The sequence below is a fragment of the Helicobacter pylori genome (assembly GCF_006439795.1).
Lineage (GTDB): Bacteria > Campylobacterota > Campylobacteria > Campylobacterales > Helicobacteraceae > Helicobacter > Helicobacter pylori_CR.
Genome location: NZ_VEYL01000008.1, coordinates 17,806 through 43,605, shown reverse-complemented (window position 1 = coordinate 43,605; position 25,800 = coordinate 17,806). Strand labels below are relative to the sequence as shown.

The following is a 25,800-nucleotide window of genomic DNA, read 5'->3' as shown; positions in this document are numbered from 1 at the left end:
GGTTTTAATGCCCCATTTTTTAGCCAAGCTGGATTCCAAGCCTTTAGAATACCCCTTAATTGAAGGGGATTTTTGTTTCCATAGGGAATTTTTAAGCTTAAAACACCCCACTAAAAGCTGTGTGTATGCGAGTTTTAAAAATGATGTTTTTTTATTGCAAAAAATCCGGCGAGAGGGTGATTTTTTAATCAAAAGCGAAAAAGCAACGCCCTTAAAAAGAGAGGTTTTAAAACAAGCTTTAAGGATTTATTCGCAATCTTTTGAAGTCATTTCGCATAATTTGCAAGAAAATTCTAAACATGCGAGCCAAAAAAAAGCCCTTGATTTAGAAACTTTTGAAGACTTTATCCACAACAATCAAGCCCCTATTTTAGTAGAAATTGGTTTTGGGAGCGGTAGGCATTTGATAGAATTAGCCAAAAACAACCCCACTAAAACATGCTTAGGGATAGAGATTCACACCCCCTCTATCGTGCAAGCCTTAAAGCAAATTGAATTGTTGGATTTAAAAAATCTGCACATCTTGCAAGGCGATGGTCGTTTGATTTTAGAGAGCATGCCAAATCACAAATGCGAGAAAATTTTTGTGCATTTCCCTGTGCCATGGAATGAGAAAAAACACCGCCGGGTGCTAAGCGAAAAATTTTTAAACGAAGCTTTAAGGGTTTTAAAGCCTAAAGGGTTTTTGGAATTACGCACCGATGATGGTCTTTATTTTGAAGACAGCCTAAAATTAGCCCTAAAAAACTTTCAATGCGAGATAGAAATCAAAAAAAACGCTCAAATCCCGGTGGTCAGCAAGTATGAAGCGCGCTGGAATAAACTCAAAAAAGATATTTATGATTTAAGAATTTATTCTTTAGAATTAAATGAAACCCCTTTTCATAACCATGCATTTGATTTTTCTTTTGATACAATAACAATCAGTAAAAAGAGCGTTGGAATGATTTTAAAAACCAAAAAAATCATCCAAGAGGGGTATTTTGTGCATGTTTGTAATATTTATGAGGATAAGGGGGATTTTTTAGTGGAATTGAGTATGGGGGATTTTGATTGGCCTGTGCGTTTGTTTGTTTTATTGACAGAAAATCAGATTTTTTATCTCAATAAAAGCCCCTTAAAAACCTTAAACAACCACAAAGCGCATCTTTTGCTTCAAAATATCCTAAGCCAAAAGGGAATTGGATGAGTGTGATCATCGCAGCGAATAATCTATGCTTACAATACCAGCAAAACGAACCGGTCATTAAGCATGCCAATTTGCGCATCAAACGGAAGGATTTTGTGTTCATTTCAGGGCCTAGCGGGAGTGGTAAAAGCACGCTTTTGCGTTCATTCTATGGGGATTTAAAACTTTTTAGCGGTAAATTAGAAGTTTGCAATATCAACATGAATAACGCTTCAAAATCAACGATTTTAGATTTGCGTAAAAATATTGGCGTGGTTTTCCAAGATTATAAATTGATCCAAGATTATACGATTGAGCAAAACATCAAACTACCGATGGTGATTTGTGGCGTTAAAAAAGAAGAATGCCACTTGCAGCTAGAAAAACTTTTAGGGCATATTGATTTACGCCATAAGGCTAACCGCTACCCCAAAGAACTCAGCGGGGGCGAACAACAGCGAGTGGCTATGGCTAGAGCTATGGCGAACTGCCCTGAACTCCTTTTAGCCGATGAGCCTACCGGGAATTTAGACGATTATTCTAGCGATAAAATCTGGAGCCTATTAAGGGGCATGAACACGCAATTAAACGCTACGATCGTGGTGGTTACGCACAAATTCCCTAAAAATTTTAGCGCTTATTACCGAAAATTTTATATAGAAGATGGGGAAGTTTATGAATACTCTTAAAAAGCATTTAGCCTTTATCATTCCCCTAGTAGCGTTATTGTTTAGCTTGGAGTGCGTGTTATTTATCAATCAAGCGATAGAACAAAAAGAAAAAAAATTGATTGAAGATTATTCGGTCGTGTTAGCCAGCACGCAAAAATTAAGCTTGGGATTGTTGCTTCAAAATTTTAACGAAATCATAGCGTTAAAAGAAATTGATCCTAATTATTCTTTAGAGCCTCTTCAAAAAACCTTAGGAATAGACGGGCTTAAGGAATTAAAGAAAAATTTACCCTTTTTTTATTCTTTACAACTTTCCACATTCCCCACTCAAGAGCGTTTAGAAAACATTAAAGAAAAATTACTCAAAATCCCTGGCGTTCAAAAAGTTGAAGTCTTTGCCAAAACTTACATGCAAGTGTATGATCTCTTGAGTTTTATTAAAGCAGCGGTCTATATCTTTGCGTTAGTGGTCTTTGTCTTATCGGTTTTATTGATGTTTAAGCAAGTCCGCATCTGGATCTATCAATACCATGAGAGGTTGGAGATCATGGATTTATTAGGGGCTTCGGTGTCTTTTAAAAACGGGTTTTTGTATAAAATAGCTTTAATGGATTCTCTAATCGCCAGTTTTTTAGCCCCCATGCTCATGCTTTATATCACTTCGCAAAAAGGTTTTGAAAAAACGATGGATACTTTGGGTATTATAGGAGGCGCGTTTGTTTTAAACCATTTTTTATGGGGACTGCTTTTTAGCCTTGTGATCTCATTTGTTTCTGTTTTACTTGTAGCTTGGAGGACTAGACATGTATAAATTAGGAATATTTTTATTAGCCACCTTACTATTAGCTAACACGCAAAAAGTGAGCGATATTGCTAAAGACATTCAACACAAAGAAACCCTTCTAAAAAAAACCCATGAAGAAAAAAACCAACTGAACAGCCGTTTGAGTTCTTTAGGCGAAGCGATCCGCTCTAAAGAGCTTCAAAAAGCGGAAATTGAGCGCCAAATGGTTGCCTTAAAAAAGAGTCTTGAAAAAAATCGTAACGAAAGTTTGGCGCAAGAAAAAGTCCTAACCAACTACCGCAAGTCTTTAGATCATTTGCAAAAACAGCGATCATTTTTACAAAAGAGGGTGTTTGATACGCTTTTAGAGGATTTTCTTTTTTCACAAGCCCTAAAGGGGCAGAATTTGGCCTCTTCTAATGATGTGATTTTACAAGTAGCGTTTGAAAACTTGCACCAAAGCACTCTGTCTAAAATGTCGCAATTGAGCCAAGAAGAAAGAGAACTCAATACGCAGGCTTTAAAAGTCAAAAGCAGTATTCAAAAAATCTCATCTGTCATAGATGAGCAAAAAAATCGTGAAGCAACCTTAAAATCCTTGCAAACCGAACAAAATAAGCTCATTTTGAGCATGCAAAAAGACTATGCGATCTATAACCAACGGCTAACCCTTTTAGAAAAAGAGCGCCAGAATTTAAACGCCCTTTTAAAACGCTTGAATATCATCAAACAAAATAGAGAAAATGAAGAAAAAGTCAGTTTGAAAAAATCTTCTCAAGCCTTAGAAGTCAAACAAATAGCGAGCTCTTATCAAAATATCAACACCACGAGCTATAATGGGCCAAAAACGATCGCCCCTTTGAACGATTATGAAGTGGTGCAAAAATTTGGCCCCTATATTGACCCAGTTTATAATTTAAAAATTTTTAGCGAGTCTATCACGCTAGTGTCAAAAACCCCAAACGCTTTGGTGCGTAATGTTTTGGACGGGAAAATCGTGTTCGCTAAAGAAATCAACATGCTTAAAAAAGTCGTTATCATTGAGCATAAAAACGGGATCCGCACGATTTATTCTCAATTGGATAAAATCGCCCCCACCATTAAAAGCGGCATGCGGATCCAAAAAGGCTATGTTTTAGGACGCATTGATCAACGCTTGGGCTTTGAAGTTACCATGAGAGAAAAACACATCAACCCCTTAGAACTCATCGCGCGCAATTAAGATTTAACAAATCGTTTTTATTGCCGATATTGGCTAAAGAGTTTATGCAGACAAATAAATCATTATACTTGTAGGCATGGAAAAATTTGGAGGTTTTTATGGTCAATGAAGTTCAAGGGATTGGGATTCCCACATCTCACACAAGCGTTCAAACAACCCCCACAAAAGAGATCAGTCGCACAAATACTACAAACACTATTGATGAATCTAAGACAACGATAGACCCTGAGCAATACAAACCCAAACTAGAATTATTGAGCGAGCGTCTGAATGAAGAAATGAAACGCATCGGCACGGATATTAATTTCAGTTATAACGATACGATTAAAGGATTAGTGGTTTCGGTTAAAGACGCTAACGGAGATAAGGTGATAAGAGAAATACCCTCTAAAGAGGCCGTGGAGCTTATGCAAAGAATGCGCGATGTGATAGGCATTATCTTTGATGAAAAAGGCTAAAGATTAGAGGTAAAACATGGCAATAGGTTCATTAAGCTCATTAGGGCTTGGCAGTAAGGTTTTGAATTACGATGTGATTGACAAGCTTAAGGACGCCGATGAAAAAGCGTTAATCGCCCCACTAGACAAGAAAATGGAACAAAATGTTGAAAAACAAAAAGCTCTCGTAGAAATTAAAGCGCTCCTTTCTTCTCTAAAAGGCCCGGTTAAAACGCTTTCAGATTATTCCACTTATATCAGTAGGAAAAGCAATGTTACAGGCGATGCATTGAGCGCGAGCGTGGGGGCTGGCGTGCCTATTCAAGATATTAAAGTGGACGTGCAAAATTTAGCGCAAGGCGATATTAACGAATTGGGGGCGAAATTTTCTTCAAGAGATGATATTTTTAGCCAAGTGGATACCACGCTCAAATTTTACACGCAAAACAAGGATTACGCCGTTGATATTAAAGCAGGAATGACTTTAGGCGATGTGGCTCAAAGCATCACGGACGCTACCAATGGCGAAGTGATGGGCATTGTGATGAAAACAGGAGGGAATGACCCCTACCAATTAATGGTGAACACTAAAAACACCGGCGAAGACAACCGCATCTATTTTGGCTCACACCTCCAATCCACGCTCACTAACAAAAACGCCCTTTCTTTGGGGGTTGATGGAAGCGGAAAGAGTGAAGTGAGTTTGAATTTAAAGGGGGCTGATGGGAATATGCATGAAGTCCCTATCATGCTAGAGCTCCCTGAAAGCGCTTCTATCAAACAAAAAAACACAGCGATCCAAAAAGCGATAGAGCAGGCTTTAGAAAATGACCCTAATTTTAAAGATTTGATCGCTAATGGGGATATTTCTATAGACACTCTTCATGGGGGGGAGTCTTTAATCATTAATGATAGGCGTGGGGGAAACATTGAGATTAAAGGGAGTAAGGCTAAAGAGCTTGGGTTTTTGCAAACCACCACCCAAGAAAACGATTTATTAAAAAGCTCTCGTACCATAAAAGAGGGTAAATTAGAAGGGGTGGTTAGCTTGAATGGCCAAAAATTGGATTTGAGCGCCTTAACCAAAGAGGGCAACACCAGTGAAGAAAACACAGACGCTATCATTCAAGCGATCAACGCTAAGGAAGGCTTGAACGCGTTCAAAAACGCCGAAGGCAAGCTTGTGATCAATTCTAAAACCGGAATGTTAACGATTAAGGGCGAGGACGCTTTAGGCAAGGCTAGTTTGAAGGATTTGGGTTTAAATGCTGGCATGGTGCAATCTTATGAAGCTTCACAAAACGCACTTTTTATGTCTAAAAATTTACAAAAAGCGAGCGATTCAGAATTCACTTATAATGGGGTGAGCATCACACGCCCCACTAATGAGGTCAATGATGTGATTAGCGGGGTTAATATCACTTTAGAGCAAACCACAGAGCCTAATAAACCTGCCATTATCAGCGTGAGCAGAGACAATCAAGCCATTATAGACAGCCTTAAAGAATTTGTCAAAGCCTATAATGAGCTTATCCCTAAACTGGATGAAGACACGCGCTATGACGCTGACACTAAAATCGCCGGGATTTTTAACGGCGTGGGCGATATTCGCACCATTAGATCCTCTCTTAATAATGTGTTTTCTTATAGCGTGCATACGGATAACGGGGTAGAAAGTTTGATGAAATACGGGCTTAGTTTAGACGATAAAGGCGTGATGAGTTTAGATGAAGCTAAATTGAGTAGTGCGCTAAATTCTAACCCTAAAGCGACTCAAGATTTTTTCTACGGGAGCGATAGCAAGGATATGGGGGGCAGAGAAATCCACCAAGAGGGCATTTTTTCTAAATTCAATCAAGTCATCGCCAATCTCATAGATGGAGGGAACGCTAAATTAAAGATTTATGAAGATTCCCTAGACAGAGACGCTAAAAGCCTAACCAAAGACAAAGAAAACGCTCAAGAGCTTTTAAAAACCCGCTACAACATCATGGCGGAGCGCTTTGCGGCTTATGATAGCCAAATTTCTAAAGCCAATCAAAAATTCAATTCCGTGCAGATGATGATCGATCAAGCGGCGGCTAAAAAGAATTAAAAAAACAGAGAGTTATCAATTTTAAAGGATAAAGGAACATTATGCAATACGCTAACGCTTATCAAGCCTACCAGCATAACCGAGTGAGTGTGGAATCTCCGGCAAAACTCATTGAAATGCTTTATGAAGGGATTTTAAGATTTTCTTCGCAAGCCAAACGCTGTATTGAAAATGAAGACATTGAAAAAAAGATTTATTATATTAATAGGGTTACGGATATTTTCACGGAATTGTTGAATATTTTAGATTATGAAAAAGGGGGGGAAGTGGCGGTGTATCTTACAGGCTTATACACCCATCAAATCAAAGTTTTAACGCAAGCCAATGTGGAAAATGATGCGAGTAAGATTGATTTGGTGTTGAATGTGGCTAGGGGGTTGTTAGAAGCATGGAGAGAAATCCATTCAGATGAACTCGCTTGATGTGTTATTAGATTCCTTTAAAATCGCTCTTGTTAAAAAAGATTCTAAGCAAGCCTTTTCATTGATAGAGCGTCTTTCTTTAGAGCAAATAAAAAACCTAGATTTAGACACGCTTTTAAGCCTTAAGGAAATGATAGCCCAAAGCATTGAACTATTAGAAAAAGAAAAAGAAGAACTGCAATCACAAATGCATAAGGCTAAAAAGATTCAAAAATTTTTGTCTTAGATTTTTTAAACTACGATACAATAAAACCACTATTTTTATTGAAGGCTAAAGATTGTCTGAACCCATAGATAGATTCACGCGCATAAGGTGGTTGTTTAAAAATAATTTTGAAAAAATCCGCCAACAAAAGGTTTTAATCTGTGGCGTGGGGGGCGTTGGGGGCTTTGCGCTAGACGCTTTGTATCGTGTGGGGATAGGGCAAATCACTATCATTGATAAAGATGTGTTTGATGTTACCAATCAAAACCGCCAGATTGGCTCAGAAAGGATAGGAGAATCTAAAGTGTTGGTGTTGCAAGATCTCTATAAGGGCATTCAAGCTTTGAATTTGCGTATAGATGAAGCGTTTTTAAATTCATTTAATTTTAGAGATTATGATTACATTTTAGATTGCATGGACGATTTGCCTATTAAAACAAGCTTAGCGATAAAATGCCAAAACTTCGCTTATGGGAAGTTTATCAGCTCTATGGGGAGCGCGAAACGCTTGAACCCTAAACACATCCAAGTGAGGAGCGTGTGGGAAAGCTATGGCGATAGATTCGGGCGTAAATTTAGGGATTTTTTAAAAAAACGCCGTTTTAAAGGGGATTTTAAAGTGGTTTTTAGCCCTGAAGTTCCGCATTGCATAGAGCTTGGGAGTTTTAATGCGGTTACGGCGAGTTTTGGTTTGCAAATAGCGAGTGAAGTCGTGCAAGACATTATCCAATAAGGTATTACCAACAATGAAGGGAAGTGGAATGAAAGATTACGAAGACGGATTGGAAGATTTTGAAGAAGAAGATGATGAAGAGTATGGGGATTATAAGAATGTCTATGATGATGACGATTATGAAGACTATAACTCTGATTATGAAGAAGAGTGAAAAATGATTTATGCAGGCGTCCTCCAGCATGCTTATTGCGGCTCTAGAAAAAAAACCATAGAGCATACAGCCAACTTGCTTGAACAAGCGCTAAAAAAACACCCTAAGACCAATTTAGTGGTGTTGCAAGAATTGAACCCTTATAGTTATTTTTGCCAGAGCGAAAACCCTAAATTTTTTGATTTGGGCGAATATTTTGAAGAAGATAAGGCTTTTTTTAGCGCTTTAGCTCAAAAATTTCAAGTGGTGCTGATCGCTTCTTTATTTGAAAAGCGCGCTAAAGGGTTGTATCACAATAGCGCTGTGGTGTTTGAAAAAGATGGATCAACCGCTGGAGTGTATCGCAAAATGCACATTCCTGATGACCCAGGGTTTTATGAAAAATTTTATTTCACGCCGGGGGATTTGGGCTTTGAGCCTATTGTTACAAGCGTGGGCAAATTAGGGCTTATGGTGTGTTGGGATCAGTGGTATCCTGAAGCGGCAAGGATTATGGCTTTAAAAGGGGCAGAAATTTTAATCTATCCTAGCGCGATAGGGTTTTTAGAAGAAGATTCTAACGAAGAAAAAAAGCGTCAGCAAAACGCATGGGAGACGATCCAAAGAGGGCATGCGATCGCTAATGGCTTGCCTTTGATTGCGACTAACAGAGTGGGCGTAGAGTTAGATCCTAGCGGCGCGATTAAGGGGGGTATCACTTTTTTTGGCTCTAGTTTTATGGTGGGGGCTTTGGGCGAATTTTTGGCTAAAGCGAGCGATAAAGAAGAGATTTTGTATGCGGAAATTGATTTAGAACGCACCGAAGAAGTGCGCCGAATGTGGCCGTTTCTAAGAGACAGACGCATTGATTTTTATAACGATTTGTTGAAGCGCTATATTTAATCGGTCAATCAATTTAAAATTTAAGGTTAAAAAAAGGATTAAACATGGTAGGTGTGGTTTTTTGCGCTAAACAAGCGCAAAAATTCTATCATTTTTGTGCGGTATTTTCATTTTAACAAGGAGCAAAAATGCTAGAAAATAGCTCTATATGGAGCAATCCTGCCTTTGTGGCTATCATTTGCATGTGCGTTCTTAGCCTTTTAAGGCTCAATGTCATGCTTTCTATGATTAGCGCGACTCTCATAGCAGGACTTATGGGAGGGCTTGGGATCACGGAGAGTTTTAATGCAATGATAGGCGGCATGAAAGGCAATTTAAACATCGCTTTAAGCTACATCCTTTTAGGGGCTTTAGCGGTAGCGATCGCTAAAAGCAACCTCATTAAAGTCGCTTTGAGTAAATTAATAGGCTTGATGAATTACAAGCGATCCACTTTTTGCTTTTTGATCGCTTTCATCGCATGCTTTTCGCAAAATTTAGTGCCGGTGCATATCGCTTTTATCCCTATTTTAATCCCCCCTCTTTTGCATTTGATGAACCGGCTAGAATTGGATAGAAGAGCGGTCGCTTGCGCTTTAACCTTTGGCTTGCAAGCCCCCTACTTGGTGCTTCCTGTAGGGTTTGGCTTGATTTTTCAAACCACCATTTTAGAGCAATTAAAAGCTAATGGCGTTAGCTCTACCATAGCGCAAATCACAGGAGTGATGTGGATAGCAGGGTTAGCGATGGTTGTTGGGTTGCTTATGGCTGTATTAACGCTATACAAAAAACCCAGGCGCTACAAAGAAAAATCTTTTAACATAGAAGATTACGCCTCGCTTAAATTAAACTACCATGACTACTTGACTTTTATAGGGATTGTCGTGGCGTTTGCGATCCAATTAGCCACCGATTCGATGCCCTTAGCCGCCTTTTTAGCGTTAGCGATTATCTTACTAGGCCGTGGCATTAAGTTTAAAGAAACAGACTCGCTTATGGACGATAGCGTGAAGATGATGGCGTTTATCGCTTTTGTGATGCTAGTGGCTAGCGGGTTTGGAGAAGTGTTGCAAAAAGTGCATGCGATAGATGGCTTAGTGAATGCGATCACAAGCATAATCCAAGGGAAGTTTTTAGGGGCTTTTTTAATGCTTGTTGTAGGGCTGTTTATCACTATGGGGATAGGGACTTCTTTTGGCACGATTCCTATCATTGCTGTGTTTTATGTCCCTTTATGCGCAAAATTAGGATTCAGCATAGAATCTACGATTTTACTCATCGGCATAGCCGCAGCCTTAGGCGATGCAGGCTCACCGGCTAGCGATAGCACCATGGGGCCTACTTGCGGGCTTAACGCAGACAACCAACACAATCATATCTATGACACATGCGTGCCGACTTTTTTAGTCTATAACCTCCCTTTGATTATTTTTGGAGTTCTTGGAGCGTTACTATTAGGCTAATCTATCAAGTTAAGAAAATCTTTTCTTTAGCCTTACCCTCTGGAGTCAATGCCTTTTTAGATGTGCTAGTGGTCGCGCTCTCGGTTTTTTTTGTGGGTAAGATTTCGCACCATCACATTGTGGCTTTAGGGGTGGGCTTGCAATTTTTGATGCTTTTTTATGGCATCAACACGATTTTATACACCGGCACTAACGCCATTCTTTCTAGGCTTGTGGGGGCTAGGGACTTTGCTCAAATCAATCACGCTTTTTCAAGTATTTTTATAGGGGCGTTTGTGATTTGTTTGGGCGTGCTGTTTATTTCTTATTTTTTGATTGAGCCTTTTTTAAATTGGATGCAATTACAAAATCCTTCGCGCCAATTGACGCAAGATTATTTGGAAGTCTTAGTCATCGTGCTACCGAGTATTTTTTTAAAAAATGTTTTAGTTTCAGCGCTCGCTAGCTTTTCAGACACCCTAACCCCCTTTATTGTCAAAATCATCATGGTCATCGCATGCATTTTTTTGAATCAAGCCTTGATTTTTGGGGATTTTGGTTTTAAAGAAATGGGGATCGTGGGCTCTGCTTTAGCGAATGTGGTTGTCTCTTATTGGGAATTACTCGCGCTTGGCGTTTGGATACAAATCAAAAAGATCCCTTTAAAATTCAAAATAACCTTTCATTTTTCTTTTTTAAAAACCATGTTTAGAGTGGGTTGGCCGGCCGGGTTTGAGCGCTTATTGAGCTTATTTTCTTTAATACTCTTATCCAAATTTGTAGCGAGCTATGGGGATAAGGTGTTAGCGGGCATGCAAATAGGCATTAGGGTTGAAACCTTTTCGTTCATGCCTGGATTTGGGTTTATGATCGCAGCGATGGTTTTAACAGGGCAAAATTTAGGGGCGAACAAGCCAAAGATCGCCACAGAATACGCGCATTTGATTTTAAAAATCTCTATGGGTTTAATGGGGGTTTTAGGGATTGTTTTAGTCTTATTCGCTAAAGAATTTGCGAGCCTTTTTTCTCAAGATGAAGAAGTCTTAGAAGTGGCGCGATCTTATCTGATCGCTGTGGGTCTCTCTCAAGCCCCCTTAATTGGGTATTTTGTGCTAGATGGAGTTTTTAGAGGGGCTGGCATTTCTAAAGTCTCACTATACATTAACACCCTAAGCTTATGGGGGTTAAGGATCATGCCTATTTACTTGCTTTTAATCTATCATTTTAAGGTGGAATTTATTTTTGTAGTGATCGCATCAGAAACTTTTTTGCGCTCATTCATCTACTATAAGGTTTTTTCTAAAGGCATATGGAAAAGGTGCGGGAAAAAAGCTTGATTATTGCTTGAGCGTAACGGTCGTTTTGAAACGATTTTCTCGCACCACTTGCACGCCCACTTCGCCCAAATACTGAGCACTCTCTTCTATCTTTTTAGCGATCTTTCTGGCAATAATAGGCACTTGATTGTCCCTAACTTGGTTGGATTTGACAATCACTCTTAATTCTCGCCCACTCTCCATCGCATACGCCTTTTCCACCCCATCAAATTCTAACGCGATCTCTTCTAAAGCTTGCATGCGTTTAGCGTATTCTTCATCGCTCTTTCTCCTAGCACCCGGACGCCCTGCTGAAAGCGCATCAGCCGCGCACACGCTCGCGCACTCCACGCTCAAAATCTCTTCATGCCCATGGTGGGCATAAATCGCATTGATCACAACCGGATCTTCTTTATGACGCTTGCACACTTCAACCCCTAAATTCACATGGTCTCTCCCAAGCTCTTGGGTGAGTGCTTTACCAATATCATGCAAAATACCGGCTCTTCTGGCGAGCTTTTTATCCCCCCCAAGCTGCTCTGCAATCAAGCCGGCTAAAAGAGCGACTTCTTTAGAATGCTGTAAGGCGTTTTGCCCAAAACTAGAGCGGTAACGCATTTTGCCTATTAAAATTTTAAGCTCATCTTCCATAGCCCCAAGCTCCAATTCTAACACCACGCTCTCCCCTTCAGAAAGCAATTCTTTTTCCATGTTGCGCGCGACTCTATGATAGACCTCTTCAATCCTGTTAGGCTGGATACGGCCGTCTTCTATTAAAATCTTAAGCGTCTCGCTCGCTACTTCACGCCGATAAAGATTGAAACTAGACAAACACAATTCACTGCTGTCTTCGCTAAATTCTATATCCACCCCACTGACTTTTTTAAACGCTTCAATATTTTTTCCGTCTTTGCCTATCACACGACCAACATAATCTGAGCAAGGCAAAGCGATACGACTTGTTAAATTCTCTGTCGCATAATTACCCGCAAAACGGGCTGTCGCTTCCGCTAAAATGGCATACGATTTTTTCTTGCCCTCTTCTTTGGCTTCTTTTTCATAACGCTTGATTAACGCGCTTTTTTGGGCTTCTAATTCTTCTTCTAATTGCTCTAAAATCATGTTTTTAATTTCATCTTTAGTATAAGCCAAGTAATTGAGCATCGCATCTAGCGCTTTGGCTTGAGCTTCTTTACAAACAGCGCGCTGTTTTTTAAAATTTTCCCTCTCTTGTTCTAAAATTTGGCGTTCTTTTTCAAGCTCTTGTTTTTCCTTTTCTAAATAGCGTTTTTCATCTCTTACAAATTCTTTGTGCTGCGCTTCTAAATGCTTCAAATGCGCTTCTTTTTTTTCAAAATGGGTTTTGAGTTGCAAGTTCTTGTTTTCATATTGCTGTTGCAACTTGCATTCTTGGCTTTTCATGCGCATCTCTTCAGCTTCCACAAAAGATTTCGCTTGAAATTCCATCAATTTGGCTTTAGCTGAAGCACCTTTTAAAATGGTTTGCCCTCTAGCATAATAGATCTTTTTCATCACATAATACATGGCTAGAGCGGTAATCAAACACGCTACCAAGACTTCTAATGAAATGTAAATTAACCCCATGCTCATAATGTTTCCTTTTATTATTCTTCATAACGATACGAGCATTCATGTAAAAATCCGCTTCAATGTCATAGGCGTTTGTAAGGACACCATTAGCTATCGCTAATTCCCTACTCACAAACACGATTAAGGGGCGTTTTAGCCGCCTTTTGAATAATTGGGGCAAACTTCTATCATACATGCCTAGCCCAAAACCCACGCGCCTAAAGCTTGTATCCATTCCTAAAATCGGCACGACAATACAATCTAATTCCCGCTTATAATAACGCGACAAACTAGGCTCATCAAACCACCCCAAACGCCTTAAGGGCAACCTAAAGGGTGCGATAGTGAAACCCTCTTTAGAAAAATGAGTGCCTTTTTTGATGCTTTTAGGCAACCACACGCACTTACTTTTTTGTCTTAATTTCAAAATCAAAGACCTAATGTCAAGCTCATGCCCTAATGGGCTATACAATAAAATATTTTGATAATCTTTGAGTTTCCAAAACAAAAGCTTGCAAGCCAGTTTATCCCTGAATTTATTTTTTGCTTTAGCCCTTTTCAAGCGTTCTTTACAAAAATCTCTAAAAATCGTTTTAATGGTTACAATCCTTAAATTTTAGACTTACATTATAGTATAATTTTAGGTTATTAGTTACCATTTTATTATTCTTAAGGATGTGTTTATAATGAGAATTAAGGCTTATTTTTTGCGTTTTATCGCGCTGGTTTTGATCGTTTTATTAGGTTTTAGCGCTTGTAAAAATTCTCAAAAATCTCAAGATTCTCAAAACAATACCACCCAACAAGATAGCCCTAAAACCTACACCGCTATGGATTTGAATAACCAAGAATACACGATTACAGGCGATTTAGATTCCCTAAACATCAGCCCGGATCCTAACACCCCTACCCTATTGATTTTAAGTGCTTTAGATAATTCTTTAAAAGATTACGCCCCCACCTTTAACGTCTTAAAAAAAACTTTTAAAGATCGTTTGAGGGTGCTTATTTTACTCAATCAACCCTATTCAAGCGATGCAATCAAAGACTTTATTGCGCCTTCTCAAACTGATTTGATGATTTTAAACCCTAAAGATACCGCTCTTTTTGATCATTTAAACCATGACGCTTTAAACCATTCTTTTAACATGCTCTTATATGACAAACACCAATTGATTAAAGTGTATCAAGGGATCGTGCCAGCAGAAATGCTCCAATTTGATATTTCCAATTTAAAGGACTGAATTTAATGTTTAATTTTTTCAAAAAAATTGTCAATAAGATTAAGGGCGAAGAGAAAGAAAAAAAGCGTGAAAATATCCCTAAAGAGGAATTAGAAGAAATTTTGATTGGCTTTGATATCCAATACGATCTAATAGAGAGCTTGTTAAAGCATTTAGGCGATTTGGTTACGCCCAAGCAATTAGAAGTCGCTTTGTTGCGTTTTGTGCGTGGGGAAAGCTATTATGATAAAACCCGCCTAAAAACTATCACCACAAAACCCTTAGTGCATCTCATCGTGGGGGTTAATGGGGCGGGTAAAACCACAACGATCGCTAAATTGGCCAAACTCTCTTTAAAACAGCATAAAAAAGCGCTTTTAGGAGCCGGCGATACCTTTAGAGCGGCCGCAGTCAAACAGCTGCAATTATGGGGTGAAAAGCTTAACATTCAAGTCATTAGCGCCAAAGAAGGGAGCGATCCAAGCTCTCTAGCTTACAACACTATAGAAAGCGCGATCGCTAAAAATATAGATGAAGTTTTTATAGATACCGCTGGGAGGCTGCACAACCAGACCAACCTTAAAAACGAGCTTTCTAAAATCGCGCGCACCTGCTCTAAAGTTTTAAAAGACGCCCCCTTTTATAAATTCCTTATTTTAGACGGCACGCAAGGGAGTTCTGGGCTAACGCAAGCCAAAATTTTCCATGAGACTTTGGTGCTAGATGGCGTGATCATGACTAAGCTTGATGGCACTTCTAAAGGCGGAGCGATTTTAAGCGTGCTGTATGAGTTGAAATTACCCATTCTTTATTTAGGAATGGGCGAAAAAGAAGACGATTTGATCGCTTTTGATGAAGAACGCTTTATAGAAGACTTGGTTGATGCGGTGTTTGTGGAACAATAAACTAAAAATTATTGATTAATAATAACCCTAAAACTCACATCCATGTGGTTTGCCTCTTGTAAAGCGTTACAAATCTCTGCGTTTTTGGCATAAAACTCCTTCAGCGGGATATGGGAATAAAGCTTTTTGTGCGCTTCATCAATCCTGCAAATTAATGGGCATGATTCATAAATCTTGCACAGATTCGTTTCTAAATCCAAAAACTTGCACACCCCATTGCCAACATCAAACTCAATAAGCTCAATAATCCCAGCGATATTTTTACAGCAAAGCCCACAAGAGGTGCAAGGGAAACGATTAGGAGTTGCTTGCTTTTTTGATTCTTCCATTGCTCGCTTCTTTATACCCTCTCTTTTTCATGCCCTTTTTTCCTCTTTTAAAGCTCTATAGTCCTAAGAAGTCTTATCGTCTTTTAGATCTTCAAGCCGTGCCTGCCTAAAACTAATACCACGCAAGCTATAATTCCCATTTTCTAGGCTATCCGTCTGATCTCGCATAAGATTAAGGGCTTTTTGTGTTTTTTCGTTAAGCTTTTGGTGTTCGTCCATGATAGGCACTTTCAAAAAAGCACTCAAAGTCGAGAGCGTTGAAACGGTAACGCTGAGTTGATCTTTTTCTTTTTGATTGTAACGATAGGTATCGTAGTTATGCTTTTTCATCGTGGCGATTGCCTCTTGAGAAAGCGAGAAAAACAGCGCATCAAACTTTGTGATTTGCCTAGTGAAATACATCGCCATTTTTTCAATAGCTTGAAACTGATCAATCATCACATCTGCTTTTTTGACGGCTGCTTCAACTTGAGAGCAATAAGCTTTGGCATTTTCTAGCTTTTTTTCCATTTTAGAAGCACTAAAAGCCCCCAAAATAGCGAGTGCAGGAGCTGCAACAAGCTCTCCAACCACTGCCATACCTCCAACCATAATAGCACCAGCAGTAAAACTAGAAACACCTAATCTACCATAGCCTGCAATCACTCCCAGAGCAGAGTCTCCATCAATACCTTTGGTGTTAAGTTGGTTAAGGAGATTTCGCATGTCTGAGATTTGCTTGCGAAGATCTTGCATATCAGTATCTTTGGTACCGATAGTAATCCTAAGGCGTTCCAATCGGTGGAAATGATCCAAAAAGTTTGAAGCCGTATGGCTTAAAATATGGAGTTTTTTCTTACCCAATCTCACTAAAGCTTGATTGCGACTAGACCGCACACTATCCACGCTATCAGCTTTTCTTTTTGCCTCCTCTTTTAAACTCTCTGCCTTTTTGATAAATTCATCAGCTTCGCAATCGGCATCGAGCGCATCAATCCCTTTTTTGACTCCGTATCCTGCTGCCGCTATGGCTACTCCGGCTAAAATAAATGGCAATGGCATGTTTTATCCTTTATGTGTTTATGATATTTCTTAAAGCTTCTAGATTTTCATCAATGCTTTTTTGAAGCTCAAATAACACGGCTTTCTTTTGTTCTCTTGATAAATCGCTTGCATCAATCAGATCTTCATGGAGATAAGCAAAATGAAGCGTTTGATAAATATCAATCATTTCTTCAATAACACTATCTTCAATTCCATGCGTTCTAGCGGTTTGTGCGAATTTCTCACGATCTCTTTGACTGAAAGAACCACCACTTTCTAACGACTTCAGCACTTTGGTTAAGATCACACTTTGACCCATATCTTTTTGTTCTTCCATGACTTCTCCTTTAAATTTCTGTTCTTCCACGGCTAGTGATGAAATTCCAACCCTCTTTACGGCTAGTGATAAATTCCCAGCACTCTTGCTTATTGTCAAACAGCAACTCTTGACCCATCCCCTCTTGGATCTTATTATTGACTCCTATGGCCAAATCCGCATCGCCCGCACAAAGCGCCCTCTCCAGCTCATCAAAACTTTCATTAAAGAATTTTATAGTCCCATGAAAATATTGCTCAAACACCTCCTTAAATTGATTTTGATAAATCTCTAACAGCTTGATGATTTAACGGCATTCTCTTTCAATCTCAATACGCCTTTGGCGCGCCAATTTAGCCTCTTCTCGAGCCTTTAGAAAAGCGTTAAAAAAAGTTTCGCTCAGAATCGCACCCACAAAGCCCCCAACCAGTGCCCCAACCACAGGAATAGGGATGAGCGCTTGACCAGCAACTGCCATAGCCCCACTGCTTACAAGAGTGGTGTTAGCTTTCCCAAGCTGTTTAAGAAGCTCTGTTTTATCAATCTTTCCAGAAAAATAGCGAGTTAAAACCGTAGCATTTGCCACACAAGCACCCACAATCATAGCAGGTGCTGAGCCCTTGCCAAGGCTTTGGATGACTTTATTAGCACTGCTTTGCATCAAACCTCCCAAAGATGAGCTTGCAAACGCGCTACCATAACTAAGCGCTCCACCCTTTAGGGTAGCAATGGTGGTGTGCTTGAGCGCTTTTATAGGATCTTTGCCATTTACGACACATTCATAAACATTCTTTATGAGTGAGACCCCACCACCTATCAACGCACCGGTTTGTGCGGCGTTTATTCCTGCTCGATGCGAAATGCTGACAACATCTTTGGCAGTGGAGAGATTTGGGTTCAATCTGGCTTCAATCTGGCTTCAATTGCCTCTCCTTTAGTGGCGCTCGCAGGCCTTGTATGGGCTTTGATTGTTTTGCATTTTTGAAGCTCTCTCTCTAAACTAGTGGCTTTTTGAAAATCGCCAAGCCCCTTTTGTTTAGCGATTTGAGATTCTAGGCTCTTGATCCTAGTATTGACCGCTCTTTGAAAATCCCCATAATGATTCCTAGCGATTTTCATCTTCACGCCATTTTCCCAATATTTTTCATAGTCTTTAGATAAGAGTTTTTTAAAACACTCCTCACCATTTCTGCCCACAAATTTACAGGATATTATGCTCATTAACATGGGCTTGCTCTTTGATTTCAGCAGAATACCCCGCCTGTTGGTTGATATTTTGATTAATATACTTGGGGTTTATCTTCCTTTTTGAGATCTCTTCTAATCTATCCAAGACAGAAAAATGCTCTCTATTAGCACTAGCATAGAGCGCGTTCTCTTCAGCAGTTGAACCCATGATGGTTGCGTCTGTAATGTTGCTGTATTTTTGTTTTTTTTCTCGATCTTTTTTCATGACCTAACTCCAAAAAAGAGAGATTTAAAAAAAGCGAGAGATTTTGGGGATTTTAAAAGGTTTAGGGTAGGCTTATAAGTAACCCCCCCCCGAAAGACTAGGACTAAAAAAACTAGGGATAAAAAACGCTAGGACTTTTTCCATAAAGACCTCCTTGTTTGATCTTAGCCACTATAACCAAAAATCCTAAACAAACCGCTTGATTTTTAATAAAAAGGTTTAAAATGATAAATATTTTCTCCTACCCCCCTGTATAGTAAAACGCTCTTGTGGGAGTTTTGCTATTTTTATCATTCCACATGTTTTTTTCTGGTTTATTGATGACAGATTGCTTTAAAAGCCTTTTCATATTTTTTGTATCTTTATTTATGATCGATTCTTTAGCGTCTATGGCGTCTTGATAGTATAAACATGGGCAGATCTTGCCATCAGAAGCCAAGCGGATACGATTGCAAGATTGGCAAAAATCATCGCTATGCGGGGCGATAATACCAAATTGATAGCCATTTTCTAGCGTGTAGATTTTAGAAGACCCTTGTTTGGGTTTTTCCATGCCCATAATCTTATATTTTTGAGCGATCAGATCTAAAATTTCTTCCTCTTTCAAGCCTTTAACCAAACTTTTAGCATGCGTATTTTCCATAAACTCAATGTAGCGGATTTGTATGCTCCTGTTTTTTGCGTATTCTAAAAGCTCTGCGGATTTGTATGCTCCTGTTTTTTGCGTATTCTAAAAGCTCTAAGATTTCATCATCATTAACGCCTTTCATCACAACCGTGTTTAATTTGAGTTTTAAACCCACCTTCAAGGACTCTTCAATCCCTTCTAGTGCATTTTTAAGAGCGTCTTTTTGAGAGATTTTTAAAACCCTATCGCTTTTTAAAGAATCTAATGAAACATTCACTCGTGATAACCCGGCATCTTTTAAATCCTTAGCCATTTTTTTGAGTAAAAAACCATTAGTGCTTAAAACTAACGCCACTTCCTTATTGTAAGCGTGCAATTTAGCGATAAACTCGTCTAAACCCTTGCGTAACAATGGCTCCCCACCCGTAATTCTAATTTTTTTAACGCCCTCATCAATAGCGATTTTAAGAAATTCTAAAACATTATCCAAAGGCAATAATTCTTCATCATCAAAAAAATTTAATGGCGTAGCAGGCATGCAATACTGACACCTGAAATTGCATTGTTTGGTTACAGAAACCCTAATATAATCAATAATCCTATTAAAACTATCTACTAACACTCCCTTTATCCCTTATGCTCTTTATTTAAGCTTTTAGTGTAACATAATAAAACAATGACTTAACAACATCAACATGGATAGATCTTTTGAAAAACCCTATCATTGATAACATTCCTTGCGTTTTATTAGCTGGGGGCAAAAGCTCTCGTTTTATCATCAATAATATTCAAATCAATAAGGCTCTCATGCCTTTAAAATCGTATTCTAGCCTTTTAGAGTACCAATACTCGCGCCTTTTAAAACTTTTCAAACAAGTCATTATCAGCACTAAAAAATCTTACGAGTTAAACGCTCCCTACCTTTTAGAAAAAGAGAGCGGCCTTTTTTCACCCCTTTTTGGCATTTATAACGCTTTTTTAACGCTACAAACCCCTTATATTTTTTTTATCGCCATAGATGCGCCTTTAGTGTCCTTTGAAAGCATTAAAACTCTTTGTGGGATTCAAAACTTTAGCGTAGTCTATGCTAAAAGCCCTACAAAAGAACATTATTTGATTTCTTTGTGGCATCAAAGTATCCTTAACGCTCTTAGTTACGCCCTTAAAACGCAAAATTATCGCTTGAGCGATCTTGTGAAAAATACCTCTTCTATCGCTATCCATTTTAATCAAGAAGAAGAATTTTTAAACCTCAACACCCTAAAAGACTATGAATTAGCCGTTCAAATTTTAAAAAAGAGGGCCAATGGCTGAAGAAGAAAAAACCGAACTCCCTAGCGCGAAAAAAATCCAAAAAGCCAGAGAAGAAGGCAATGTGCCTAAGAGCATGGAAGTGGTGGGGGTTTTAGGGTTATTGGCTGGGCTAGTGAGTATTTTTGTTTTTTTTATATGGTGGGTGGATGGCTTTAGCGAAATGTATCGCCATGTGTTGAAAGATTTTTCCCTAGATTTTAGCAAAGAAAGCGTTCAAGAGCTGTTTAACCAGTTGGCTAAAGACACTTTTTTATTGCTTTTACCGATTTTAATCATTTTAATGGTAGTGGCGTTTTTATCCAATGTCTTGCAATTTGGCTGGCTCTTTGCCCCTAAAGTCATTGAGCCTAAATTTTCTAAAATCAACCCTATCAATGGCGTCAAAAACCTTTTTTCTTTAAAAAAGCTCCTTGATGGGAGTTTGATCACCTTAAAAGTTTTTTTAGCTTTTTTCCTGGGGTTTTTCATCTTTTCCTTGTTTTTAGGGGAATTAAACCATGCGGCTCTTTTGAATTTACAAGGCCAGTTATTGTGGTTTAAAAATAAGGCGTTATGGCTCATTTCTTCGCTTTTATTTTTATTTTTTGTCTTGGCTTTTGTGGATTTAGTCATCAAACGCCGCCAATACACCAACTCTTTAAAAATGACTAAACAAGAAGTTAAGGACGAATACAAACAGCAAGAAGGGAACCCAGAAATCAAAGCCAAAATCCGCCAGATGATGGTAAAAAACGCCACGAATAAAATGATGCAAGAAATCCCTAAAGCTAATGTTGTGGTTACTAACCCTACCCATTATGCCGTCGCTCTCAAATTTGATGAAGAACACCCTGTGCCTGTGGTAGTGGCTAAAGGCACGGATTATTTAGCCATTAGGATTAAGGGTATCGCTAGAGAGCATGATATAGAAATTATAGAAAATAAAACGCTCGCCAGAGAGCTTTATAGAGATGTGAAATTAAACGCTACCATACCGGAAGAATTGTTTGAAGCGGTAGCGATTGTCTTTGCCCAAGTGGCTAAATTAGAGCAAGAACGCCAGAAACAAAAGATTATTAAACCTCTTTAAGATTTTTAAACCCGCTTTTAAACCCCAAAAAAAGACTCAATCATTTATGTTCCAAACGCCTTAAAGTGTTATGCACATATTCTAAAAGCCACCCTAACAAGCCTAAAAAATAAAAACCCAATCGCATGCCGTAGTATTCTTTAGTTTGAATGAACATGCTAGAGCATAGCACCACCACGCTAAGCCCCACGATCAAAATAAGCGTGTTAGCGTATTCATACAACCCAAAAAGGCGTTTGCAATAGATTAAAACCAGTATCAATAAAATAAGAGCGAGTGTAAAAAGGGAAAAATCCACGCAATCAGACACGCTTAAAAATCTAAAATCCTGTAAAGAAGAAGCGAAAACCCACACGATGCAAATATTCATAGAGGGCAAGAAAGATTGTTTCATGCTAGCCCCTAAAAAACGCCACAATAAAGTCGCTAACAGCGCAAAATAGAAAAGATAAAGCGCCACTAAAGAATGTTTAACAGGAAAATTCCAAGCGTAGAAAGAAAGGCATAATATCCCTACGCAAGCGCATTTTTGGCGCGTGAGGGTGAAAGGCTTTAGAATAAGCACAAGCAGATAAACTAAAGAAACGCCTATTAACCCCAAGTAATTTAATTTGACAATGAAATCATAAACATGGTTTTCAAACAAAAAAAACAATTGCGAAAAATCATTGCTGAAATGCGAAAGCAATAAAGTTTCCACATTGAACAAAAACAACAAAAAAAACAATGAAGAAAAAACGACTTTATGCGTGTATATCTTTTGGTAAAAATTCATCTATAGCCTAATCATTGCCTAATCATTCTTGCTGAAGAAACTATCAATGCCATCAGCAATGCCCTTAGCCAAGATCTTTTGATACGGTTTGCTTTGGATGCGTTTAGATTCTATCGCATGGGAATTATAACCAATTTCTATTAAAATTGAAGGCATTAAAGCCCCGGCTAACACCCAAAAAGGCCCCTCCCTAACACCCCCATCCACCACATCAGGGTAATTTTTGCGGATACTTTGGAGCATGCCGTATTGCACATCAATCGCTAGTTTGTTAGAGACAATTAATCGCTGCGTGTTGAGTGAATTTAAAAACAAACTTTTAGAAAAATAATCCATTAAATTCACATCGTCTTTATTTTCTTGCTCAGCCACTTTCCTAGCCCTTTCGCTCCTTGCGGTGGATAAAAAATAAGTCTCTATACCATGAGCGTTAGAAGTGGAATGCTTGGGGATGGAATTGGCATGCACTGAGATGAATAAATCCGCACTTTTTTTATTGGCTAATTCCGTGCGCCCCACTAAATCAATATAAATGTCCTTATCCCTTGTCAATAAAACGCTATAGCCTCTTTTTTTAAGCTCTTTGTGTAAAAACTTCACCACTTCTAAAACAATGTCTTTTTCACACACCAAATTCGCGCTCATCGCCCCACAATCTTTCCCCCCATGCCCAGCGTCTAAAACGATTTTTTTGTGTTTTTTGCGCTTGGTTTTGATAAAGGTATCATTTTTTTCTGCTATAAAGACTTGGTTCTTACTCTCCTTTTCCGCTTCTTTTTTAGGAATTTCTTTTTTAATGCTTTTTTCGTTCAATTGGGAATGCGCGTGTGAAAAAAACAATTTTGAATGCGCATGCTTAGTGGGCGTTTTCTCTTTAGCCTCTTTAGCCTCTTTTTTAATGGGTTTAGGGGCAGGTTTTGGCGTCTGGTGTTTTAGTGCATGGTGTTTGGGTGGTTTTAACACCATTTGATGCCTAATTAAGGGCTTTTTCTCCACAATAGAAACATAGAGCTTGTCTTTAAGGATTTTAATCTCATAAGTCATCTTAGGAGCGTAGCCAATGACCACTCGCACTAATTTAGGGCTAAATTGCGCGATCGTGATAGACGATTGTTTAGAAAATTGGTAATGTTTTTTAGGAATGGTTAAAACGGCTTCTAATTCCAAATAACTCTTGAAATTTTTGAGCGGAACTTCTTTGAATTTCTTAATTTCTTGATTGAACACCATTTTAACGCTACTAGAGCCAAAAGGCACAATGTTGGTAATTTTAAGGGTTGTAGCACAAGCAAAATGCAACCAAAAAAGACATGCAACAACCCCTAACCTCACAAGCACTACAAATTAACCCTCTGTAAGCTCTTTAATCAATTCATGCACGCTGATAATCTTATCCACTCTATAGCCATTAGCCCCGGTAAAATAAAGCCCCTCTTCTCTGTTCCCTAAATAACTACGCCCCAAACCATCAGCGATACAATAGCCCACCTTTTTAGCCTCTTCACCTCTGTTACAAGGCGCTACACAATTGCTCACGCATGCGATTTTAGGCGCGTTACCCTCTTCAATACGCTTGATCACCCCCGTATTAATAGCCCTAGCCGGATAGCCTACAGGCGATTTAATGAGTAAAATATCTTCTTTTTTGAGCGTGGGCAAAAGATCGGCATACGCTTTAGCGTCGCATTCTTTCGTGCCTAAAAAACGAGTCGCCATTTGCACCCCACTCGCTCCAAGGCTTAACATGGTGTCTATATCTTTCCTATCCCAAATCCCCCCAGCAGCAATGATAGGGATATTCCCCCATTCTTTAGAAGCTTCCACGACTTTAGGCACTAAATTTTCTAATCGGAATTCTTCTTTAAAACAATCTTCGTATTTAAAACCCTGATGCCCCCCACTCAAAGGCCCTTCCACAATAAACGCGTCCGGGATTCTTTTATAGCGATCGCTCCATCTTTTACAAAGGATTTTTAAAGCCTTCGCTGAAGAAATGATAGGGATGAGCGCCACATCGCTAAAATCCTTAGCGAATTCAGGCATGTTAGTGGGCAAACCAGCCCCTGTAATAATGATGTTCGCTCCCGCTTCACAAGAGTCCCTTAAAACACGGCCATAGTCATTGATAGCGTATAAAATATTCGCCCCTAAAGGGTTGTTCCCGCAAATCTTCCTAGCGTTTGCAAAAATCTCATTCAACGCTTTTTTGGAGTAAAAATTCAAGGCTTCAAAGGGTTTTTTAGCCACAATCCTTTCTACAAAACGCATGTTTTTATAATAACCAGTCCCTACGGCTGAAATCACTCCTAAAGCCCCTTCTTTGGCAACATTTCCAGCTAGTTCATCCCAGCTAATCCCCACACCCATTCCCCCTTGAAAGATAGGGAATTTTATGGTGTGCTTACCAATTTTTAGCGGTTTGAGTGTTGATACCATAGCTCTTTCCTTAATATTAGTTAATATTTAATTTCATAAATCTTTTCTTACCAAGCTGTATAACATAATTTCCTTTAACAAAACGATAACTCTCATCTTTTATCACTTCTTGATTAATCTTTACCCCTCCCCCTTGAATATCACGCCTAGCTTGTGAAGTGGATGGGCAAAAGCCAATCTGTTTTAAAACATCTAAAATCCCAACCCCCTCATCAAAATCGCTCTCTGATAAAATTTCGGGCAAAAGGTTTGCGCTAAACACTTTAGAAAATTGATCTTTAGCCTTATTCGCTTGTTCATTATCATAATAACGAGCCACGATTTCACCAGCGAGTTCCTCTTTAACGGCTTTAGGGTGCAAGGTCTGATTTAAAATACCATGTTTTAAGTCTTCAATTTCTTCTAAAGTCTTAGCGCTCAAAAGGGTGTAGTATCGCCACATAAGATCATCGCTCACGCTCATGATCTTCCCAAACATCGCGTTAGGCTCTTCAGTGATCCCCACATAATTCCCCAAGCTTTTACTCATTTTTTGCACCCCATCAAGCCCCTCTAATAAAGGCATGGTGATGACAGACTGCTCTTTATTCAAGCCGTAAGCGCGTTGCAAAAAACGCCCCACCAGCAAATTAAACTTTTGATCATTGCCCCCAAGCTCAATATCCGCATCCATCGCCACTGAATCATAGCCCTGCAACAAAGGGTATAAAAATTCCACGATGCTAATGGGGCGGTTTTCTTTATAGCGTTTAGCAAAATCGTCCCTTTCTAGCATTCTAGCGACTGAAAACTTCGCGCACAATTCTATCATGCCCTTTGCGCCTAAAGTATCCAACCAAGCGGAATTAAAGCACACTTCGGTGTGTTTTTCATCTAAAATTTTATAGATCTGCTCTTCATAAGTTTTAGCGTTTTCTAAGACTTGCTCCCGGTTTAAGGGCTTTCTGGTTTCATTTTTCCCTGTAGGATCGCCTATCATAGCGGTAAAATCCCCAATCAAAAACTTAACCCTAGCCCCATATTGTTGCAATAAAGCTAATTTTTGGATCAATACCGTATGCCCTAAATGCAAATCGGGAGCGGTAGGATCAAACCCGGCTTTAACGATAAAGCGTTCATTGGTTTCGTAATATTTTCTCACCAGCTTTTCAATATATTCTAACCCAATGATTTCATTAGTGCCTCTTTTGATCTCTTTTAAGGCAATACTGATTTTTTGTTCCATGTTT

At 39.0% G+C, this 25,800-nt stretch carries 26 protein-coding genes and 2 pseudogenes; 17 read left to right on the top strand and 11 right to left on the bottom strand.

What is annotated here, in order from left to right; translation table 11 throughout:
- Positions 1–7: 7 nt before the first annotated feature.
- From trmB to FIM66_RS04645, 13 genes are all read left to right on the top strand, one after another.
- Positions 8–1,189: a tRNA (guanosine(46)-N7)-methyltransferase TrmB gene (trmB, locus tag FIM66_RS04705; protein ID WP_140600118.1), complete on the top strand. Its 1,182-nt coding sequence runs from the start codon at positions 8–10 to the stop codon at positions 1,187–1,189.
- Positions 1,186–1,857 carry an ABC transporter ATP-binding protein gene (locus FIM66_RS04700; RefSeq protein WP_140600117.1) on the top strand — a complete coding sequence of 224 codons (672 nt, stop codon included), beginning with the start codon at positions 1,186–1,188 and terminating at the stop codon, positions 1,855–1,857. The genes trmB and FIM66_RS04700 overlap by 4 nt, the downstream gene beginning before the upstream one ends.
- Positions 1,844–2,650: an FtsX-like permease family protein gene (locus FIM66_RS04695; RefSeq protein WP_140600116.1), complete on the top strand. Its 807-nt coding sequence runs from the start codon at positions 1,844–1,846 to the stop codon at positions 2,648–2,650. The genes FIM66_RS04700 and FIM66_RS04695 overlap by 14 nt, the downstream gene beginning before the upstream one ends.
- Positions 2,643–3,845: a murein hydrolase activator EnvC family protein gene (locus FIM66_RS04690; RefSeq protein ID WP_140548147.1), complete on the top strand. Its 1,203-nt coding sequence runs from the start codon at positions 2,643–2,645 to the stop codon at positions 3,843–3,845. The genes FIM66_RS04695 and FIM66_RS04690 overlap by 8 nt, the downstream gene beginning before the upstream one ends.
- Positions 3,846–3,943: 98 nt before the next feature.
- Positions 3,944–4,303, top strand: coding sequence for a flagella length regulator FlaG (gene flaG, locus FIM66_RS04685; protein ID WP_108592935.1), 360 nt, complete (start codon positions 3,944–3,946; stop codon positions 4,301–4,303).
- 16 nt (positions 4,304–4,319) lie between these two features.
- Entirely contained in the window at positions 4,320–6,377 is a 2,058-nt protein-coding gene (gene fliD / locus FIM66_RS04680) for a flagellar filament capping protein FliD (protein ID WP_194149255.1), read from the top strand.
- 41 nt (positions 6,378–6,418) lie between these two features.
- On the top strand, positions 6,419–6,799 hold the full coding sequence (gene fliS / locus FIM66_RS04675; protein WP_001199081.1) for a flagellar export chaperone FliS: 381 nt from the start codon (positions 6,419–6,421) through the stop codon (positions 6,797–6,799).
- Positions 6,786–7,025, top strand: coding sequence for a hypothetical protein (locus FIM66_RS04670; RefSeq protein WP_140600115.1), 240 nt, complete (start codon positions 6,786–6,788; stop codon positions 7,023–7,025). The genes fliS and FIM66_RS04670 overlap by 14 nt, the downstream gene beginning before the upstream one ends.
- Positions 7,026–7,077: 52 nt before the next feature.
- Complete coding sequence (locus FIM66_RS04665) at positions 7,078–7,737, top strand: tRNA threonylcarbamoyladenosine dehydratase (protein ID WP_194149254.1); 660 nt, start codon at positions 7,078–7,080, stop codon at positions 7,735–7,737.
- A gap of 28 nt (positions 7,738–7,765) precedes the next feature.
- Positions 7,766–7,891, top strand: a complete 126-nt coding sequence (locus FIM66_RS08230; protein ID WP_140600114.1) for a hypothetical protein — start codon at positions 7,766–7,768, stop codon at positions 7,889–7,891.
- 3 nt (positions 7,892–7,894) lie between these two features.
- A complete protein-coding gene (locus FIM66_RS04655) occupies positions 7,895–8,773 on the top strand; it encodes a carbon-nitrogen hydrolase (protein WP_140600113.1) in 879 nt (292 codons plus the stop codon).
- 128 nt (positions 8,774–8,901) lie between these two features.
- Positions 8,902–10,215: a Na+/H+ antiporter family protein gene (locus FIM66_RS04650; protein WP_140600112.1), complete on the top strand. Its 1,314-nt coding sequence runs from the start codon at positions 8,902–8,904 to the stop codon at positions 10,213–10,215.
- A complete protein-coding gene (locus tag FIM66_RS04645) occupies positions 10,215–11,531 on the top strand; it encodes an MATE family efflux transporter (protein WP_274595185.1) in 1,317 nt (438 codons plus the stop codon). The genes FIM66_RS04650 and FIM66_RS04645 overlap by 1 nt, the downstream gene beginning before the upstream one ends.
- Here the strand turns inward: FIM66_RS04645 and rny are convergent, their stop codons facing one another.
- Positions 11,532–13,043, bottom strand: coding sequence for a ribonuclease Y (gene rny / locus FIM66_RS04640; RefSeq protein ID WP_238700918.1), 1,512 nt, complete (start codon positions 13,041–13,043; stop codon positions 11,532–11,534). It lies immediately after the preceding gene.
- Positions 13,021–13,689 carry a 5-formyltetrahydrofolate cyclo-ligase gene (locus tag FIM66_RS04635; protein ID WP_140600110.1) on the bottom strand — a complete coding sequence of 223 codons (669 nt, stop codon included), beginning with the start codon at positions 13,687–13,689 and terminating at the stop codon, positions 13,021–13,023. The genes rny and FIM66_RS04635 overlap by 23 nt, the downstream gene beginning before the upstream one ends.
- A gap of 97 nt (positions 13,690–13,786) precedes the next feature.
- Here FIM66_RS04635 and FIM66_RS04630 point away from each other — a divergent pair, with 97 nt between their 5' ends.
- Both FIM66_RS04630 and ftsY read left to right on the top strand, forming a co-directional pair.
- The gene (locus FIM66_RS04630) at positions 13,787–14,344 is read left to right on the top strand and encodes a hypothetical protein (RefSeq protein ID WP_140490215.1); all 558 of its coding nucleotides are present in this window, start codon (positions 13,787–13,789) and stop codon (positions 14,342–14,344) included.
- Positions 14,345–14,349: 5 nt separating this feature from the next.
- A complete protein-coding gene (gene ftsY, locus FIM66_RS04625; protein WP_140600109.1) occupies positions 14,350–15,228 on the top strand; it encodes a signal recognition particle-docking protein FtsY in 879 nt (292 codons plus the stop codon).
- Between the two features lie 8 nt (positions 15,229–15,236).
- On the opposite strand, the gene FIM66_RS04620 is transcribed toward ftsY, so the two are convergent.
- The 5 genes and pseudogenes from FIM66_RS04620 to moaA all read right to left on the bottom strand — a co-directional run bounded on the left by FIM66_RS04620 (position 15,237) and on the right by moaA (position 19,515).
- Positions 15,237–15,557, bottom strand: a complete 321-nt coding sequence (locus FIM66_RS04620) for a YkgJ family cysteine cluster protein (protein ID WP_140501776.1) — start codon at positions 15,555–15,557, stop codon at positions 15,237–15,239.
- A 63-nt stretch (positions 15,558–15,620) separates the two neighbouring features.
- The gene (locus tag FIM66_RS04615; RefSeq protein ID WP_140490221.1) at positions 15,621–16,598 is read right to left on the bottom strand and encodes a sortase; all 978 of its coding nucleotides are present in this window, start codon (positions 16,596–16,598) and stop codon (positions 15,621–15,623) included.
- 10 nt (positions 16,599–16,608) lie between these two features.
- Positions 16,609–16,917, bottom strand: a complete 309-nt coding sequence (locus tag FIM66_RS04610) for a hypothetical protein (RefSeq protein WP_140490223.1) — start codon at positions 16,915–16,917, stop codon at positions 16,609–16,611.
- Positions 16,918–16,927: 10 nt separating this feature from the next.
- Positions 16,928–18,349: pseudogene (locus FIM66_RS08150) on the bottom strand (hypothetical protein).
- 241 nt (positions 18,350–18,590) lie between these two features.
- A pseudogene (gene moaA, locus FIM66_RS04590) lies at positions 18,591–19,515 on the bottom strand (GTP 3',8-cyclase MoaA).
- Between the two features lie 170 nt (positions 19,516–19,685).
- On the opposite strand from moaA, the gene mobA reads away from it, so the two are divergent.
- Together mobA and flhB are read left to right on the top strand one after the other, a co-directional pair.
- Positions 19,686–20,291, top strand: coding sequence for a molybdenum cofactor guanylyltransferase MobA (gene mobA / locus FIM66_RS04585; protein WP_140600108.1), 606 nt, complete (start codon positions 19,686–19,688; stop codon positions 20,289–20,291).
- Entirely contained in the window at positions 20,284–21,360 is a 1,077-nt protein-coding gene (gene flhB, locus FIM66_RS04580) for a flagellar biosynthesis protein FlhB (RefSeq protein ID WP_140548136.1), read from the top strand. The genes mobA and flhB overlap by 8 nt, the downstream gene beginning before the upstream one ends.
- A gap of 40 nt (positions 21,361–21,400) precedes the next feature.
- On the opposite strand, the gene FIM66_RS04575 is transcribed toward flhB, so the two are convergent.
- Genes FIM66_RS04575 through tyrS form a run of 4 tightly spaced genes read right to left on the bottom strand, consistent with a single transcriptional unit; the run spans position 21,401 to position 25,796 of the window.
- Positions 21,401–22,135 carry a hypothetical protein gene (locus FIM66_RS04575; protein ID WP_140548134.1) on the bottom strand — a complete coding sequence of 245 codons (735 nt, stop codon included), beginning with the start codon at positions 22,133–22,135 and terminating at the stop codon, positions 21,401–21,403.
- 18 nt (positions 22,136–22,153) lie between these two features.
- On the bottom strand, positions 22,154–23,473 hold the full coding sequence (locus FIM66_RS04570; RefSeq protein WP_140479119.1) for an N-acetylmuramoyl-L-alanine amidase family protein: 1,320 nt from the start codon (positions 23,471–23,473) through the stop codon (positions 22,154–22,156).
- A gap of 6 nt (positions 23,474–23,479) precedes the next feature.
- Positions 23,480–24,571, bottom strand: coding sequence for a decanoate oxidase/trans-2-decenoyl-[acyl-carrier protein] isomerase FabX (fabX, locus tag FIM66_RS04565; protein WP_000255243.1), 1,092 nt, complete (start codon positions 24,569–24,571; stop codon positions 23,480–23,482).
- A 16-nt stretch (positions 24,572–24,587) separates the two neighbouring features.
- The gene (gene tyrS, locus FIM66_RS04560) at positions 24,588–25,796 is read right to left on the bottom strand and encodes a tyrosine--tRNA ligase (RefSeq protein ID WP_140600107.1); all 1,209 of its coding nucleotides are present in this window, start codon (positions 25,794–25,796) and stop codon (positions 24,588–24,590) included.
- Positions 25,797–25,800: the final 4 nt, after the last annotated feature.

Bases quoted from the DNA above. Each gene is read 5' to 3' on its own strand.
- trmB (WP_140600118.1), top strand. From the start codon at position 8: ATGCCCCATTTTTTAGCCAAGCTGGATTCCAAGCCTTTAGAATACCCC.
- FIM66_RS04700 (WP_140600117.1), top strand. From the start codon at position 1,186: ATGAGTGTGATCATCGCAGCGAATAATCTATGCTTACAATACCAGCAA.
- FIM66_RS04695 (WP_140600116.1), top strand. From the start codon at position 1,844: ATGAATACTCTTAAAAAGCATTTAGCCTTTATCATTCCCCTAGTAGCG.
- FIM66_RS04690 (WP_140548147.1), top strand. From the start codon at position 2,643: ATGTATAAATTAGGAATATTTTTATTAGCCACCTTACTATTAGCTAAC.
- flaG (WP_108592935.1), top strand. From the start codon at position 3,944: ATGGTCAATGAAGTTCAAGGGATTGGGATTCCCACATCTCACACAAGC.
- fliD (WP_194149255.1), top strand. From the start codon at position 4,320: ATGGCAATAGGTTCATTAAGCTCATTAGGGCTTGGCAGTAAGGTTTTG.
- fliS (WP_001199081.1), top strand. From the start codon at position 6,419: ATGCAATACGCTAACGCTTATCAAGCCTACCAGCATAACCGAGTGAGT.
- FIM66_RS04670 (WP_140600115.1), top strand. From the start codon at position 6,786: ATGAACTCGCTTGATGTGTTATTAGATTCCTTTAAAATCGCTCTTGTT.
- FIM66_RS08230 (WP_140600114.1), top strand. From the start codon at position 7,766: ATGAAAGATTACGAAGACGGATTGGAAGATTTTGAAGAAGAAGATGAT.
- FIM66_RS04655 (WP_140600113.1), top strand. From the start codon at position 7,895: ATGATTTATGCAGGCGTCCTCCAGCATGCTTATTGCGGCTCTAGAAAA.
- FIM66_RS04650 (WP_140600112.1), top strand. From the start codon at position 8,902: ATGCTAGAAAATAGCTCTATATGGAGCAATCCTGCCTTTGTGGCTATC.
- rny (WP_238700918.1), bottom strand. From the start codon at position 13,043: ATGAAAAAGATCTATTATGCTAGAGGGCAAACCATTTTAAAAGGTGCT.
- FIM66_RS04630 (WP_140490215.1), top strand. From the start codon at position 13,787: ATGAGAATTAAGGCTTATTTTTTGCGTTTTATCGCGCTGGTTTTGATC.
- ftsY (WP_140600109.1), top strand. From the start codon at position 14,350: ATGTTTAATTTTTTCAAAAAAATTGTCAATAAGATTAAGGGCGAAGAG.
- FIM66_RS04620 (WP_140501776.1), bottom strand. From the start codon at position 15,557: ATGGAAGAATCAAAAAAGCAAGCAACTCCTAATCGTTTCCCTTGCACC.
- FIM66_RS04615 (WP_140490221.1), bottom strand. From the start codon at position 16,598: ATGCCATTGCCATTTATTTTAGCCGGAGTAGCCATAGCGGCAGCAGGA.
- FIM66_RS04610 (WP_140490223.1), bottom strand. From the start codon at position 16,917: ATGGAAGAACAAAAAGATATGGGTCAAAGTGTGATCTTAACCAAAGTG.
- flhB (WP_140548136.1), top strand. From the start codon at position 20,284: ATGGCTGAAGAAGAAAAAACCGAACTCCCTAGCGCGAAAAAAATCCAA.
- FIM66_RS04575 (WP_140548134.1), bottom strand. From the start codon at position 22,135: ATGAATTTTTACCAAAAGATATACACGCATAAAGTCGTTTTTTCTTCA.
- fabX (WP_000255243.1), bottom strand. From the start codon at position 24,571: ATGGTATCAACACTCAAACCGCTAAAAATTGGTAAGCACACCATAAAA.
- tyrS (WP_140600107.1), bottom strand. From the start codon at position 25,796: ATGGAACAAAAAATCAGTATTGCCTTAAAAGAGATCAAAAGAGGCACT.